Genomic DNA, 14184 nt, shown 5'->3' on the forward strand with positions numbered 1-14184 from the left:
TGAGTTTGCAGTGAGTCATAGAGGGTCGGCCGCACTTTGTCCGGCCCGAGTAGAGGATTTCATGACGGAAACCGTATCCGCAGAAATTCCGGTGTCTGCAGAGAGTAGGCCCCGGCACGTCGCCATCATCATGGATGGCAATAATCGGTGGGCCAAAGAGCGTCGGCAAAAAGGCGTTGCTGGCCACAAGGCCGGCGTAGATGCGGTAAAGGCGGTCGTCGAAACCTGCGCCCGGGAGGGTGTCGAGGTGCTGACCCTGTTCGCGTTTTCCAGTGAGAACTGGCGGCGTCCGGAAGATGAGGTCTCCGCTCTCATGAAACTGTTCCTGTTCGCCCTGGAACGGGAGGTGAGGAAGCTGCACCGCAATAATATCCGGCTTCGAATTATTGGTGACCGGTCGGCCTTCAACGCCACGCTGCAAGAACGAATGGCCGAGGCGGAAGAGCTGACCAAGAACAACACCCTGATGACCCTGGTCATTGCCGCCAATTACGGCGGGCACTGGGATATTACTCAGGCGACCCGTCAGGTCGCGGCGAAGGTGCGTGCCGGCGAGCTCGAGCCGGGTGACATCAACGATGACCTGCTGCAGCAGCACCTGAGCATTGGCGATCTGCCCATGCCGGATCTGATGATCCGTACCGCCGGTGAGCAGCGCATCAGCAACTTCATGCTCTGGCACCTGGCTTATTCCGAGTTGTATTTTGCACCGGTCTACTGGCCGGATTTCAAAGAAGACGAGATGCGCAAGGCGCTCGCGGCGTATGCCGGACGTCAGCGCCGGTTTGGTCAGACCGATGACCAGATTGCCGCCCAGGCGTCCTCCCACTCCTAACGACCTCAAAAGCGATTTTCAGCCGTGCTCAGAACCAGAATAATTACCGCGCTCATCCTTGCTCCCATCGCGATCGGCGGGATCTTCTTTTTGCCGCCTCTGGGCTTTGCTCTGTTCACCGGGCTGATTATTACCCTTGGCGCCTGGGAGTGGGCGAATCTGTCTGGCATCTCGGGGCAGGTGGGGCGCGTGATTTACGCGGGTGTGGTCGCGCTGATTCTGTACGGCCTGCTCAACGTCCCTGCGGTGGCGGTGTTCTGGCTGGCACTGATCTGGTGGGTTGCCTGCTTTTTGCTGGTCAGAGCGTATCCGAGGGGTTCAGAGACCTGGGGTAACTTGCCCGCAAGGGCATTGATGGGGCTTCTGGTTCTGGTGCCGGCGTGGGTTGGCCTGAATTACCTGAGAACGGGCACCCTGGCCTTCGGCGAAGTAAGCAACAGCCTGTGGGCCATTCTGTATATTTTCTGCGTGGTCTGGGTTGCGGATATCGGTGCGTATTTTGCCGGTCGTGCCTTTGGCAAAGCCAAGTTAGCCCCGAGAGTCAGCCCGGGGAAATCCTGGGCCGGCGTGTGGGGTGGCCTCGCGGCGGTGGGCTTGTTTGCCCTGCTGGTGAGCCTGGCTGCCGCGGCGTCCGCTTCAGAGACGGTTTTGTTGATCCTCGCCAGTCTGTTCACCGGCTTCGTTTCGGTCTTGGGCGATCTGTTTGAAAGCATGCTCAAGCGTTTTCGGGGCGTCAAAGACAGCAGTCAGTTGTTGCCGGGGCACGGCGGTATCCTCGACCGGATCGACAGCCTGACCGCCGCTATCCCGGTGTTTGCGCTCATCATCACTCTGGCGGGCTGGCTCACCGGCGGACACTGGTGAGTTAGTATGCCGATGCGTCATCTCACTATTCTCGGAGCAACCGGCTCCATTGGCCTGAGCACGCTCGATGTTGTCCGGCGTCACCCTGAGCGTTTCCGTGTTTATGCTCTGACAGCGGGCACCCGGGCCTCCGAGCTTGCCGTTCTGTGCCGCGAGTTCCGGCCCCAGGTGGCGGTCATGGCCAGTGCTGAGGCTGCTACAGAGCTGTCACATCTGCTTTCCGATATGCCTGATATCCGGGTTCTGGGAGGACCCGGCGCGCTGTGCGAAGTCGCTGAGGCTGCCGCAGCGGATACCGTCATGGCCTCGATTGTTGGCGCGGCCGGTCTGTCGCCGACGTTGGCGGCAGTCCGTGCCGGCAAGCGCGTGTTGCTGGCGAACAAGGAAGCGCTGGTGATGTCAGGTAAGCTGTTTATGGACGCTGTGGCGGATTCCGGCGCGGAGCTCTTGCCCATTGATTCCGAGCATAATGCGATTTTTCAGTGCATGCCTGCCGACAAAATCCGTGATCCGGATGGTGCCGGGGTAAGCCGTATCCTGCTCACCGCATCAGGCGGGCCTTTCCGGGAGCACAGTGCGGATGCTTTGCGCGATGTCACGCCGGAGGAAGCCTGTGCCCACCCGAACTGGTCCATGGGGCAGAAGATTTCCGTGGATTCTGCCACCTTGATGAACAAGGGGCTGGAGCTCATCGAAGCCTGCTGGCTGTTTAACATCATGCCAGATAAAGTTGAGGTGCACGTGCACCCGGAAAGTATCATCCATTCCATGGTTGAGTACGCCGATGGCTCGGTGCTGGCCCAGCTGGGAAGTCCGGACATGAGAACGCCGATTGCCAATGGCCTGGCCTGGCCGGAGCGTATTGAGGCAGGCGTGCCGCCTCTGGACCTGTTCTCCATCGGCCGGTTCCATTTTGAACGTCCCGACCTGGTGCGCTTCCCGTGCCTGAGGCTGGCGGCGGAGGCGTTTGAGGCCGGAGGAACGGCGCCGGCGGTGCTCAATGCCGCCAATGAAGAGGCGGTAGCGGCATTTCTTGCGGGTAACCTGTGTTTCGCCGATATCCCCGTTATTATAGAGCGAACGCTGTCTGGGACGGCCGTGGTGCCGGCAGACAGCTTTGACACCATCTTTGCGAAAGACTCGGAAGCACGAACCCGTGCCCGGGAACAGATAAGTCTGTTGGCGGTCTGAATCGCCTGACGCGAGGCGGCCGCTGAACGACCAATCGGGAAAGCTATGCAATTGATAGAAACCATACTGGCACTGGCACTGACCCTGGGCATTCTGGTGACGCTTCATGAGTACGGTCACTTCTGGGTGGCTCGTCGTTGTGGCGTGAAGGTGCTGCGATTTTCAGTTGGTTTCGGCAAGCCCATGTTTTCCTGGTATGACCGTCACGGAACCGAGTTTGCCATTGCCGCCATTCCGCTGGGTGGCTACGTCAAGATGCTGGACGAGCGTGAAGCGCCGGTACCCGACCATCTGAAAGGCCAGGCGTTTACGTCAAAGCCCCCCTCGCAACGTATTGCCATCGCCGCTGCCGGGCCTGCTGCCAACTTCATCTTTGCGGTCTTTGCCTATTGGCTGCTGGGCATTGTCGGTGTGACTCATGTTGCCCCCATTGTCGGTCAGGTGGGGCAGGGCAGTATCGCGGAGCAGATGGGACTGCAGGAAGGCATGGAAATCCATGGCGTGGATGGTTATCAGGTGACGTCCTGGCGCGATGTGAATATGCGGCTTCTGGAGCGTGCCGGCGAGCACGGGCCGGTATCGATGGAAGTGTCGGATCAGGGGGCGAAGGGCTCCATTACCGGTGAGCTCGGAGGCTGGCGGCTGAGCAACGAAGCGCCCAATCCATTGGGCGAATTCGGCATCACGCCCTGGCGCCCAGACGTGCCCCCGATTCTTGGGCAGGTCGTTGATTCCGGCCGCGCCATGCAAGCCGGCCTCCGGCCTGGCGACGAAATTCTGGCCATTGACGGCGAGGCGATTGGTTCCTGGTTCGAGTTAGTGGAAGCGGTCAAGGCCGCACCGGAAGAGGTATTGTCACTGACCATTGCGCGTGAGGGGAGTGAGCGCACGATTCAGGTCCGGCCCGAAGCGAAAACGTTGGAAAATGGCGAGACCATTGGCTTTGTGGGCGCTGGCGTGGAGCCGTTCTCCTGGCCGGAGGAAGTCCTCAGGGATGTGAGCTATGGCCCCTTTTCAGCTATTCCCAACGCCCTGAACGAAACCTGGGCCGATACGCGCCTGACGCTGGTCGCCATCAAGAAAATGGTCACCGGGCTGCTCTCACCCAGTAACCTGAGCGGGCCGATCACTATCGCCCGTGTCGCCGAAGCCAGTGTGAGTTCAGGGTTTGAAGATTTTATTCGTTTTCTCGCATACCTGAGTATCAGCCTCGGTGTGCTTAATTTGTTGCCCGTCCCGGTACTCGATGGCGGCCACATTGTTTATTACACCATTGAAGCAATCCGCGGGAAGCCGCTCTCAGAGCAGGCTCAGCTCTTTGGCTTGCGGATTGGAATGACACTGATTCTGACATTAATGATCTTTGCCCTTTACAACGACCTGATGCGGTTGTGAGAATTGCGGGCTCTTTACGCGCATTAACCAGGCGAAATAACTGAATGAGACGTTCTCTTCTGAGTATGGCCGTTGGCCTTGCTGTTGCCGCAACCGGCATGGGGCCAGCAATTGCGGATGAATTTTCGGTTGCGGATATCGAAGTAGAAGGTTTGCAGCGCGTTTCTGCCGGAACCGTGTTTTCGGCGTTGCCGGTCAACATTGGTGAGCAGATCGATGAGGGTGATCTTGCCGATGCCCTGAAATCTCTGTTCCGGACCGGACTGTTTACGGATATTCAGGCCAGCCGCGATGGCAATGTCCTGATCGTGACCGTGCGCGAGCGGCCCTCCATCAGTTCCATCGATATCGAAGGCAACAAAAACATCGAGACCGACATGCTCATGGACGCCCTGTCCGGCGCCGGGCTGCAGGAAGGGCAGGTATTCCGCAGGGCTACCCTCGAGCGTCTCGAACTGGAAATCCTGCGATCCTACATCGCTCAGGGCCGCTATAACGCACGGGTCAAGGCGAGCGCTGAGGAGTTGCCCCGTAACCGTGTGGCTATTCAGCTGGATATCAACGAGGGCTCGGTGGCCGCAATCCAGCACATCAATATTGTCGGCAACCGGGACTTCTCCGATGAGGCCTTGCTGGATCTGTTCGAACTCCAGACCAGCAGCTGGTGGACTTCGCTGACCAGTGCCGACAAGTACGCCCGTGAGCGCTTGAGCGGCGATCTCGAGACCCTGCGTTCGTTTTACCTCGACCGTGGCTACCTGGATTTCAACGTAGACTCCAGCCAGGTATCGATCTCCCCGGACAAGCAGCAGGTGTTCATCTCCATTGCCCTGAACGAAGGCCCTCAGTACACCATTTCCGAGGTAAACCTGCGTGGCGATCTGATTGTGGGTGAGGAGGAGCTGCGTAAGCTGATCCCCATCGAAGAAGGCGATGTTTTTTCCCGTGCGACCACGACAGCTATTTCTGAAGCGTTGTCGTTCCGGCTCGGTCGGGAAGGGTATGCCTTCGCGAACGTGAACGCGGTTCCAGAGCCCGGCGAAGGTAACACTGCGGCAGTGACTTTCTTCGTGGAACCGGGCAAGCGAGCCTACGTCCGGCGCATCAACTTCGACGGCAATGTTTCCACCCGCGATGATGTTCTGCGTCAGGAAATGACCCAGATGGAAGGCGGCATCGCCTCGTCCGATCGGATCGAATTCTCCAAGACAAGGCTGGAACGGCTTGGTTTCTTCAAGTCAGTAGATGTTGAGACGGTGCCGGTGCCGGGCACCGACGACCTGGTGGACGTGAACTACTCGGTTGAAGAGCAGCCAACCGGCAGCCTGTCTGCATCCGTTGGCTTCTCTCAGGATTCCGGGGTGATCCTCGGCGTGAACGTGTCGGAGAACAACTTCTTCGGCAGCGGCAAGCGCGTGTCGTTTGGCGTGAACGTCAGTGATTCGGTCAAGAGCGCGAACGTGTCCTACCTGGACCCATACTACACCGTGGATGGTGTGAGCCGGGGGTTTAGTCTGTTTGCCCGCGAAACGGATTACGAGGAAGAGGACATTTCCTCTTACCTGCTGGATGAGTATGGCGGACGTCTTACCTTCGGTTACCCGACTGACAGTGTGACGCGGTTGAACTTTGGTGTGGGTTACACGCGCTCGAACATTAAAGAGGGGGTGTTTACCTCTCAGGAAGTCCGGGATTTCATTCTCGACGAGGGTGACTCGTTCGATAACTACTTCCTGTTTGGTAGCTGGCGCCGCAGCACGCTTAATCGGGGGGTTCTGCCCACCGACGGCTACAGCCACTCTTTGAATCTCGATGTCGCGGTCCCCGGCAGTGATTTGACCTTTTACAAGGCAACCCACAAGACCGATTTCTATTTCCCGGTCACCAGCACCGGTAGCTGGGTTGTGAGAGCCCGCACCGAGCTTGGGTTCGGTGACGGTTATGGCGATCGCACGCAGATGCCGTTTTATGAACACTTCTATGCCGGTGGCTACGGCTCGGTCCGCGGCTACGAAGCCAACTCGCTGGGTGCGCGGGCAACCAACGCGGAAAATGATTTTTCGGATCCGGATCCGTTTGGCGGTAATCTGCTGACCGAAGGCAGCCTTGAGCTGATCTTCCCGGTGCCGTTTGCAGGCGATAGCCGGACCATGCGCACGGCGTTCTTTATGGATGCCGGCCAAGTGTTTGATACCGACCGGGGCTTTGATCCGGCGCTGAACGAGGTTCGGCTGTCGGCGGGTGTTGGGTTCCAGTGGATCACAGCCGTGGGTCCCCTGGCTTTCAGCCTGGCAAAACCGCTTAATGAAAAGCCTGAAGATGAAACCCAAGTCTTCCAGTTCTCGCTCGGGCAAACATTCTGATAAGAACCGTATGATTAATGGATGAACAATAGGAGAAACACGATGTCCCGATTGCTAGTGGTAATTGCTGCGGCCATGATGGCCCTTTCCTTGCCGGCTATGGCCGAAACCCGGATTGGTGTGGTTGACCTGCGTCAGGCGCTGTTTTCCTCTAACGACGCCCAGAGCTTTAGCGAAAAGCTTCAGAAGGATTTTGCCGGAGACGAGGCCCAGGTGCGGGAAGTACAGGAGGAAGCCCGCAAGCTCAAAGAGCGTCTGGAAAAAGATGGCGCTATGATGAACGAGACTGAGCGCAACAAGCTGGCGGGTGAGTTCCAGGAAAAGGTCAAAGAGTTCAATTTTATGAAGCAACGCTTGGACAGCACCGTGGCCCAGCGCAAGCAGGCATTTCTTGAGCAGGCCCGCCCGGAAGTGGATGCGGCGGTTCAAGAGCTTCTGAAAGAGAACGACCTGGATCTGATTCTCCCGAGCGAGGCCGTGGTGTACGTCAAGCCGGAAATGAATCTGACGCAGCAGCTGCTTGAAAAACTGAACCGTTAATCGCCACGGGGCATGCCCGGAAACGTTTGGAGTGCGTAATGCCAGACAGGCTCTACCGACTCGAAGAAATAGCGGAGGCGCTGGGCGCCGACTTCCGGGGTGACCCCGATACGCGCATCAACGGCCTGGCGACGCTGCAGGCCGCTGGCCCGGGCCAGATCAGTTTTCTGGCCAACCCTTCCTATGCCAAATACCTTGCTGAAACCGAGGCGTCGGCCGTCATCCTGTCGCCTACGGTGGCAGACCAGGCCGATACCAACGTTCTGATTTTGGATAACCCCTATCTGGGCTATGCCCGCTTGAGCCACTGGTTCAACCCCGAGCCGGTGGCGCCGCCCGGGGTTCACCCTTCGGCAGTGGTTGATGAAACGGCCTGTATTGCTGATACCGCCTCTGTAGGCCCCAACGTGGTTGTGGAAGCGGGTGCAGAGATTGCGGACAGCGTAGTGATCGGCGCTGGAACGGTTGTCGGTGCCCGGGTCCGTATTGGCGCGGGCACCGTGATCCGGCCGCGGGTAACGCTGGCACACGATGTTGTTGTTGGTGAGCGTTGCCACATCCTCAGTGGTGCGGTTATTGGTTCGGACGGCTTCGGGTTCGCCAACGAGAAAGGTGTCTGGCATCGCATTGCACAGATCGGGCGTGTGGTTCTGGGCAATGACGTGGAAGTGGGCGCTAACACCACCATCGATCGTGGCGCTCTGGATGACACGGTTATTGGCGATGGCGTCAAGCTGGACAACCTGATTCAGATTGCCCACAACGTTCAGATCGGTGATCACAGTGCGATGGCCGCCATGGTCGGCATTGCTGGCAGTACCACCATTGGCCGGCACTGCATTTTCGGTGGCGCATCCGGTATTGCCGGTCACCTGAACATTGCGGATCAGGTTCACCTGACCGGTATGACCCTGGTTACCGGCGACATCAAAGAGCCGGGTGTATATTCCTCCGGCACCGGGACCGATACCAACAAACAGTGGCGCAAGAACGCCGTGCGGTTCCGTCAGCTTGATGTGTTGGCCCGACGGGTGAAGGAACTTGAAAAGAAATTAGAGGGCTGAGGCTTGTCGCTATGATGAAGATTCACGAGATTCTGGAATACCTTCCCCATCGTTACCCGTTTCTGCTGGTCGACCGCGTAACGGAAGTCGAGAAAGGCAAAACCATCAAGGGCTACAAGAATGTCTCGTTCAACGAGCCGTTCTTTCAGGGGCACTTCCCAGGCAACCCCATCATGCCTGGTGTGCTGATTATCGAGGCCATGGCCCAATTGTCCGGAATCCTCGGCTTTATCACGGTTGACCGTAAGCCCGCCGATGGTGTGGTGCAGTATCTGGCTGGTTCCAGCAAAGTCCGGTTCAAGCGTCCCGTGTTACCCGGGGATCAACTGTGCATGGAATCGGAGTTTGTCTCAGGCAAGCAGGGAATCTGGAAGTTTAACTGCCGGGCACTGGTCGACGGTGATGTCGTGTGCGTGGCTGAGATCATGACCGCTGAGAGAGAAGTTTGATGTCGACGAGTGACTGGTCAGGTATTCATCCCCAAGCGATTGTTCACCCTTCTGCCAAGCTGGCTGAAGGTGTGACGGTTGGCCCCTGGAGCTATATCGGGCCGGACGTGGAAATCGGTGAGGGCACGGAAATCATGTCCCATGTGGTGGTCAAGGGTCCCACCGTGATCGGCCGGAATAATCGGATCTTCCAGTTCTCCAGCGTTGGCGAGGAATGCCAGGACAAGAAATACGCCGGCGAGCCGACGACCCTGACGATTGGCGACAACAATGTGATTCGTGAGAACTGCACCATTCATCGCGGCACCATTCAGGATGAAGGGCGAACCTGCATTGGCAGCGGTAATCTGCTGATGGCCTATGTTCACGTGGCCCATGACTGCATGGTTGGCGACAACACCATTCTGGCGAACTGCGCGACCCTGGCAGGGCACGTCAGCGTCGGTGATTTCGCCATTCTTGGTGGCGGCACCATGGTGCATCAGTTCTGCAACATCGGTCAGCACAGCATGTCGGCCGGTGGCAGCATCGTGCTCAAGGATGTCCCGGCCTACGTGATGGCGAGCGGACAGTCGGCCCAGCCTCATGGCCTGAACGTCGAAGGCCTCAAGCGTCGAGGCTTCAGTAAAGAGGTATTGCTGACCCTGCGCCGCGCCTACAAAGTGATATACAGACAAGGGCTGACAACTGAGCAGGCTGTCGAAGAGCTCAGCAAGAGTTATGGTGACGTGGTCGAAGTCCAGCCGCTCATTGATTCTCTGCGGCACGCCCATCGCGGCATTATCCGCTAATCCGGCGGGAGCCACTTGGTGTCAGAAACTGCGTTACAGGCGGGTGTTGTCAGCACCCGCAACATTACCTTTGGCATAGTGGCCGGTGAGGCGTCCGGTGACATACTGGGTGCCGGCCTGATTCGTTCCCTTCGTATCCGTTACCCACACGCCCGTTTTGTCGGTATCGGTGGCGACGAGATGATTGCCGAAGGCTTTCACTCCCTGGTGCCCATGGAGCGGCTATCCGTGATGGGGCTGGTCGAGGTGCTGGGCAGAATTCGCGAACTGTTCGACATCCGTGCCCGGTTGTTTGACTACTTCTTCGCCACGCCTCCTGATGTGGTCATTGGTATCGACTCCCCTGATTTTACGCTCACCGTGGAACGTCGTTGTCGTGAAGCGGGAATTCCCACCGTTCACTACGTCAGTCCATCGGTCTGGGCGTGGCGGCAGAAGCGTATTTTCAAAATCGCCAAGTCGGTTGACCTGATGCTGACACTCTTTCCGTTTGAAGCCCGTTTTTACCAGGAGCATCAGGTGCCCGTTGCTTTTGTGGGGCATCCTTTGGCAGATCGTATTCCGATGACTCCTGAAACCGGTAAGGCTCGCCGGGATTTGGGCCTGGACGAAAAGGCACCTCTGCTGGCGGTGTTGCCAGGCAGCCGGGCCGGAGAAATCGAGCGACTGGGGACACTGTTTCTGGAAGCGGCCCGGTGGATCCAGACGCGGCGTCCGGATGTTCAGCTGGTGATTCCCTGCGTCAATAGTGAGCGGGAAAGGCAGGTCCGTGAGTTGGTCGAAACGCTGGACGTAAAACTTCCGGTGACCATTGTCCGTGGCCGGTCCCGGGATGTGATGGCCGCTTCGGATGTTGTGCTGTTGGCCTCCGGGACGGCCACGCTGGAGGCCATGCTGCTAAAGAAGCCGATGGTAGTGGGTTACCGGCTGAGTAACTTCAGCTACAAATTATTGTCCCGTTTGGTGAAAGTACCTTATGTCGCTCTGCCAAACCTGCTCGCTCGCCAGGAGTTGGTCCCCGAGTTGCTGCAGGATAATGCCACGCCTGAAAGCCTGGGCGGCGCGGTCCTGGAGCGACTGGAAAATGACAGCGAGAGACAGCGGCTGGTGGATGCCTTTTCTGAGTTGCATGAGACCCTCAGGCAAGACGCAGATGAAAAGGCAGCCACGGCGATATCCGGTCTGCTGGAGAGTCGATAGAGATTATGGCTGGCAAAAAAGCGTTGCCTCCATTTGAGTGCGCCTATCAGGGGCACCTCCTGGCTGGAGTCGATGAGGTTGGGCGAGGGCCGCTGATCGGTGCGGTGGTCACTGCGGCGGTGATTCTCGATCCGGACAAGCCCATCGCCGGATTGGCCGATTCCAAAAAACTCACTGAAAAAAAACGCCTGGCCCTGTTCGATGAAATCATCGAGAACGCCATGGCCTGGAGTCTGGGCCGCTGTGAAGCCCATGAAATTGACCGGTTCAATATCTACCAGGCCACGATGATTGCCATGGAGCGCGCGGTGGCCGGCCTGAGTGTAGAGCCGGAGTATGTGCTGGTGGACGGAAACCGGTGCCCGAAATGGCGCTGGCGGTCAGAGCCGGTGGTAAAAGGCGATAGCCGGGTAGCGGCGATCAGTGCGGCATCCATTCTGGCCAAGGTCGTGCGGGATCGCGAAATGGAAGCCCTGGACTTGGAGTTTCCCGGTTACGGCCTGGCAAAGCACAAGGGCTACCCAACTCCGGTGCACCTGGAAGCGCTGATGAGGCTGGGCGCCACGCCTGAGCACCGCAAATCATTTCGCCCGGTACGGGAAGCCATTGATCAGGCAGGTTACTGGAAGGCGCAACCGGACGAAAATGCTGACGGCGAAGAGTATCTTCATTTTTCGGTCGATCTATTTGAAAATAGAGATTGACACCCATTCCTCCAATCCTTAAGATACGCGCCACGTTGATCGGGGTTGCCCCGGACAACAACCAGTTTTGATGCGGGGTGGAGCAGTCTGGTAGCTCGTCGGGCTCATAACCCGAAGGTCGTTGGTTCGAATCCAGCCCCCGCTACCACATAAGAGAAAGCCAGATCAGTGGACACTGATCTGGCTTTTTTCGTTTGTGCGCACGGCGGGGTCGATCATACTCGGAAGTGGCGCCCGGGATTGCCGGAGTCAGTCTCAGAAGTGGACAAGTGAAGGTTGACTCCCGCTATTGCCGCTTTATAGGTGAAGTCGCTCACGAGATCGCCGCTTTTAAATTCGGCTTGCTTGAACTGGCAGCCAAACAGAATACGGTTTGTTTGCGTTCGCCGACGGCGTAGCCGAAATGCGCGCGCGCAAGCGAGGTGCCCTTTGATTCGCCGAAACTGACCTTGCCAGAGCCAGTATTGCTGTCTCTGAACGTCAGGTCGCCCGCAGTATCGGTGCCCCAGAGATAGGGCGTGATCGACCAGTTGAAGGCCGTATCGTCCTTGGCCAGGGCGGGTGCGGTACCTCTCATCAGCAGGACGGCTGCGCCGGAACCGATGAGCTGGGCGAGGTGCGTCGAATGCGTTTTCATTTCTATCTCCTCGACTGTGATGTCAGCGGCCCGGGCAGGCAGGGCTTTAAGCTGCTAGTTGTATGTTGTTGCCACCACTTCCGATGCCGGGCTGAGTAGTCCGTTCATGTCCTCTGTCTGCACGGTGAAATACCAGGTGCCGGTACTCAGGCCATCGATCGTTACGGAAGTTTGATCTCCCGGGACGGTAACGGACTGGTCAAGGGCGGTTTCGTTTGTCCCGTAGTTAATTACGTAGGATTTGATTTCGCTTAAGGCAATGGAGCTGCCATCAACGCGGGTGGTGGGCGCTGTCCAGCTTACGATAGCGGTTCCGGTGGAAGGTTCAGGATCAACCGTAGACGAGCCATCGCCATCACCGCCCCCGCCCGCGCCAACAACGGACACCGTTGCCAGCGTGAAGGGGTGAAGGCCGGAGTTATAGGCTTCTATGTTGGTAACACCACTGTTGTTATTGACGGCACTGGCATCGTCACTGAAGGCGTTGAGGCCGTACCTAAGCTCCCAGGTATCTGGAATCCCGTCTACGTCAGTGTCTTGTGTGGAGTCGGCATCCGGGCTGAGTGCGGTCACCGTGCGGTCAGCGGCCACCGACGCTCCGGAGGCGGTATCGGTAATCATAAGCATGGCAACCGCTTTCCCGCCGTTCTCATAAAATTCCAGGGAGATGTTCACGGTCTCTTGTGGCTGCAGCGTCAGGGCGCCGCCGGTTGTCCTGGTTCCTCCATTTCTCCAGTCATTCACGACGGTTTGGCCGTTCAGTGACATGCGAACACCATCGTCATAGCGAGCGTCGAATTGATAGCTTCGCGCTCCACTGCTGTGGGGGGCTGTGAAGGTGCCACTCCAGCGTACGCTGAACCTGTCTGACGCAAGGTCTGGGTGTGGTGTGCCACCAGACCAGTCAAACTGTATGTTGCTGTCTTCGCGGTAACCAACAAACCGCTCGAAGTTCATGCCATCGAAGTACTGGCCAATAAACCCGGCAACCATGGATTCCTGTGGCGCTGGGGAGCTGTCCGGATCAACCACAGAGGTGCCGGCCTGGTATTCCTCAAGGTTGGAGTAACCGTCGTTATCCAAATCGAGGCTGGCATCCGCGGAATCCAGCGGGTCGAGCCCGGCAGCGTATTCATAGCCGTCGGTAATGCCGTCGTTGTCCGTGTCGGGATTGTTTTCCCGGGTTCCGATCAGGAATTCGTCCGCCGCAGAGATTAGGTCGCCGTCAGGATCGTTGTTGCTGTCGTTCGGGTTGTTTGGATCCAGGCCATTGGCGACCTCCCAGTTGTCATAGAGCCCGTCCCCGTCCCCGTCCAGAGGCGGGTAAAGCTGATTAAATGCAAGGTTTTCGCTGCCGTCGGTGTACCCGACGCGGTAACCCAGTGAGTATGCCTCCTGCGTGGTCTCGCCGTTGCCAAAGCCGGATTGGGCCCAGCTGTACAGGTAGTCCGCGCCGATCACCTGCTGTGCCACGCCCGGTCCTTCCCAGGCAACGCTGAAATGATCATTACCTCCGCCTTCTTTGAAGCGAATTTCGAAATAGTAGGGCTGCCCTTCGCTGAGTCTCTGGTAAGCGGAGGTCTGGGCGCTGTATTTTCCGTACTCGTTGGGGAGTGTGCTCCCGGTCACTGACGCGATTACTGCAGCCTGGTCGGGTTGATCGGTGGGGCTCAGGAGGAGCTGGGCTTGGTCGTCGCCACTGACGAAAAAGCGGTAGTCACCCGTTACCTGCGGGACAATGAAGCCCCGAACCCAGGCGCCATAGTTGTCGCCCCGGGATGTCCCGGTTTGCAGTGATGTGAGGGACGTGACCACGTCCGGGTTGTCCGGAAACGCGGCGCTGCCCGTCAGGTCGGACACGCTGGAGCCACTGATATTGTCGTAGTAACGCAGTTCGACAACGCCCGGCTCACTGGTTGAAGGTACCACGGCGGTAGGCGGCAGATCCTGCAGATCTATGGCTACTGAGGAGCAGCCAGCGAGAAAGGAAACCACCACAGCCAGAATTAGAACCGTTTGGGTCTTTGCCATGACCATACCCTTGAGGAGCGTAGTGTTTGAATGCCGTACCGCGTGCGAGTCAGGGTTAAGAATGGCAGATATTGCGGATAAGCAAAGAACTACTCTAGTTCAGGTATTTATATCAGGGAG

General features: G+C 58.0%; 13 protein-coding genes and 1 tRNA gene. 12 read left to right on the forward strand and 2 right to left on the reverse strand.

Features of this window, described 5'->3' with window-relative positions; genetic code table 11:
• Positions 1 to 61: 61 nt before the first annotated feature.
• The 12 genes from uppS to LPB19_RS09450 all read left to right on the forward strand — a co-directional run bounded on the left by uppS (position 62) and on the right by LPB19_RS09450 (position 11544).
• Positions 62 to 835, forward strand: a complete 774-nt coding sequence (gene uppS / locus LPB19_RS09395) for a polyprenyl diphosphate synthase (protein WP_206642668.1) — start codon at positions 62 to 64, stop codon at positions 833 to 835.
• Positions 836 to 859: 24 nt separating this feature from the next.
• The gene (locus LPB19_RS09400) at positions 860 to 1699 is read left to right on the forward strand and encodes a phosphatidate cytidylyltransferase (protein ID WP_206642669.1); all 840 of its coding nucleotides are present in this window, start codon (positions 860 to 862) and stop codon (positions 1697 to 1699) included.
• A 6-nt stretch (positions 1700 to 1705) separates the two neighbouring features.
• Positions 1706 to 2890: a 1-deoxy-D-xylulose-5-phosphate reductoisomerase gene (gene ispC, locus LPB19_RS09405; protein WP_206642670.1), complete on the forward strand. Its 1185-nt coding sequence runs from the start codon at positions 1706 to 1708 to the stop codon at positions 2888 to 2890.
• 45 nt (positions 2891 to 2935) lie between these two features.
• Positions 2936 to 4285: an RIP metalloprotease RseP gene (gene rseP / locus LPB19_RS09410; protein WP_206642671.1), complete on the forward strand. Its 1350-nt coding sequence runs from the start codon at positions 2936 to 2938 to the stop codon at positions 4283 to 4285.
• Between the two features lie 44 nt (positions 4286 to 4329).
• Positions 4330 to 6648 (forward strand): outer membrane protein assembly factor BamA, encoded by a 2319-nt coding sequence (gene bamA, locus LPB19_RS09415; RefSeq protein ID WP_206642672.1) that lies wholly within the window; start codon positions 4330 to 4332, stop codon positions 6646 to 6648.
• A gap of 42 nt (positions 6649 to 6690) precedes the next feature.
• On the forward strand, positions 6691 to 7188 hold the full coding sequence (locus tag LPB19_RS09420; protein ID WP_206642673.1) for an OmpH family outer membrane protein: 498 nt from the start codon (positions 6691 to 6693) through the stop codon (positions 7186 to 7188).
• A gap of 38 nt (positions 7189 to 7226) precedes the next feature.
• A complete protein-coding gene (gene lpxD, locus LPB19_RS09425; RefSeq protein WP_206642674.1) occupies positions 7227 to 8252 on the forward strand; it encodes a UDP-3-O-(3-hydroxymyristoyl)glucosamine N-acyltransferase in 1026 nt (341 codons plus the stop codon).
• Between the two features lie 11 nt (positions 8253 to 8263).
• Positions 8264 to 8701, forward strand: coding sequence for a 3-hydroxyacyl-ACP dehydratase FabZ (fabZ, locus tag LPB19_RS09430; protein ID WP_206642675.1), 438 nt, complete (start codon positions 8264 to 8266; stop codon positions 8699 to 8701).
• Positions 8701 to 9492 carry an acyl-ACP--UDP-N-acetylglucosamine O-acyltransferase gene (lpxA, locus tag LPB19_RS09435; protein WP_206642676.1) on the forward strand — a complete coding sequence of 264 codons (792 nt, stop codon included), beginning with the start codon at positions 8701 to 8703 and terminating at the stop codon, positions 9490 to 9492. The genes fabZ and lpxA overlap by 1 nt, the downstream gene beginning before the upstream one ends.
• 18 nt (positions 9493 to 9510) lie before the next feature.
• On the forward strand, positions 9511 to 10692 hold the full coding sequence (gene lpxB, locus LPB19_RS09440; protein ID WP_228289078.1) for a lipid-A-disaccharide synthase: 1182 nt from the start codon (positions 9511 to 9513) through the stop codon (positions 10690 to 10692).
• Between the two features lie 5 nt (positions 10693 to 10697).
• Positions 10698 to 11396 (forward strand): ribonuclease HII, encoded by a 699-nt coding sequence (rnhB, locus tag LPB19_RS09445; protein ID WP_206642677.1) that lies wholly within the window; start codon positions 10698 to 10700, stop codon positions 11394 to 11396.
• 71 nt (positions 11397 to 11467) lie between these two features.
• Positions 11468 to 11544: transfer RNA gene (locus LPB19_RS09450), tRNA-Met, on the forward strand.
• A gap of 165 nt (positions 11545 to 11709) precedes the next feature.
• On the opposite strand, the gene LPB19_RS09455 is transcribed toward LPB19_RS09450, so the two are convergent.
• Together LPB19_RS09455 and LPB19_RS09460 are read right to left on the reverse strand one after the other, a co-directional pair.
• Positions 11710 to 12033 carry a hypothetical protein gene (locus tag LPB19_RS09455; protein WP_206642678.1) on the reverse strand — a complete coding sequence of 108 codons (324 nt, stop codon included), beginning with the start codon at positions 12031 to 12033 and terminating at the stop codon, positions 11710 to 11712.
• A gap of 54 nt (positions 12034 to 12087) precedes the next feature.
• Positions 12088 to 14064 (reverse strand): PA14 domain-containing protein, encoded by a 1977-nt coding sequence (locus LPB19_RS09460; RefSeq protein ID WP_206642679.1) that lies wholly within the window; start codon positions 14062 to 14064, stop codon positions 12088 to 12090.
• Positions 14065 to 14184 lie beyond the last annotated feature (120 nt).

Source organism: Marinobacter salinisoli (assembly GCF_017301335.1).
Taxonomy (GTDB): Bacteria; Pseudomonadota; Gammaproteobacteria; order Pseudomonadales; family Oleiphilaceae; genus Marinobacter; species Marinobacter salinisoli.

What these genes read in the sequence shown, in the direction of transcription:
- ispC (WP_206642670.1), top strand. Translation starts at nt 1,706, where the DNA reads ATGCCGATGCGTCATCTCACTATTCTCGGAGCAACCGGCTCCATTGGC.
- lpxD (WP_206642674.1), top strand. Translation starts at nt 7,227, where the DNA reads ATGCCAGACAGGCTCTACCGACTCGAAGAAATAGCGGAGGCGCTGGGC.
- bamA (WP_206642672.1), top strand. Translation starts at nt 4,330, where the DNA reads ATGAGACGTTCTCTTCTGAGTATGGCCGTTGGCCTTGCTGTTGCCGCA.
- LPB19_RS09420 (WP_206642673.1), top strand. Translation starts at nt 6,691, where the DNA reads ATGTCCCGATTGCTAGTGGTAATTGCTGCGGCCATGATGGCCCTTTCC.
- rseP (WP_206642671.1), top strand. Translation starts at nt 2,936, where the DNA reads ATGCAATTGATAGAAACCATACTGGCACTGGCACTGACCCTGGGCATT.
- LPB19_RS09455 (WP_206642678.1), bottom strand. Translation starts at nt 12,033, where the DNA reads ATGAAAACGCATTCGACGCACCTCGCCCAGCTCATCGGTTCCGGCGCA.
- uppS (WP_206642668.1), top strand. Translation starts at nt 62, where the DNA reads ATGACGGAAACCGTATCCGCAGAAATTCCGGTGTCTGCAGAGAGTAGG.
- rnhB (WP_206642677.1), top strand. Translation starts at nt 10,698, where the DNA reads ATGGCTGGCAAAAAAGCGTTGCCTCCATTTGAGTGCGCCTATCAGGGG.
- fabZ (WP_206642675.1), top strand. Translation starts at nt 8,264, where the DNA reads ATGATGAAGATTCACGAGATTCTGGAATACCTTCCCCATCGTTACCCG.
- lpxA (WP_206642676.1), top strand. Translation starts at nt 8,701, where the DNA reads ATGTCGACGAGTGACTGGTCAGGTATTCATCCCCAAGCGATTGTTCAC.
- LPB19_RS09460 (WP_206642679.1), bottom strand. Translation starts at nt 14,064, where the DNA reads ATGGCAAAGACCCAAACGGTTCTAATTCTGGCTGTGGTGGTTTCCTTT.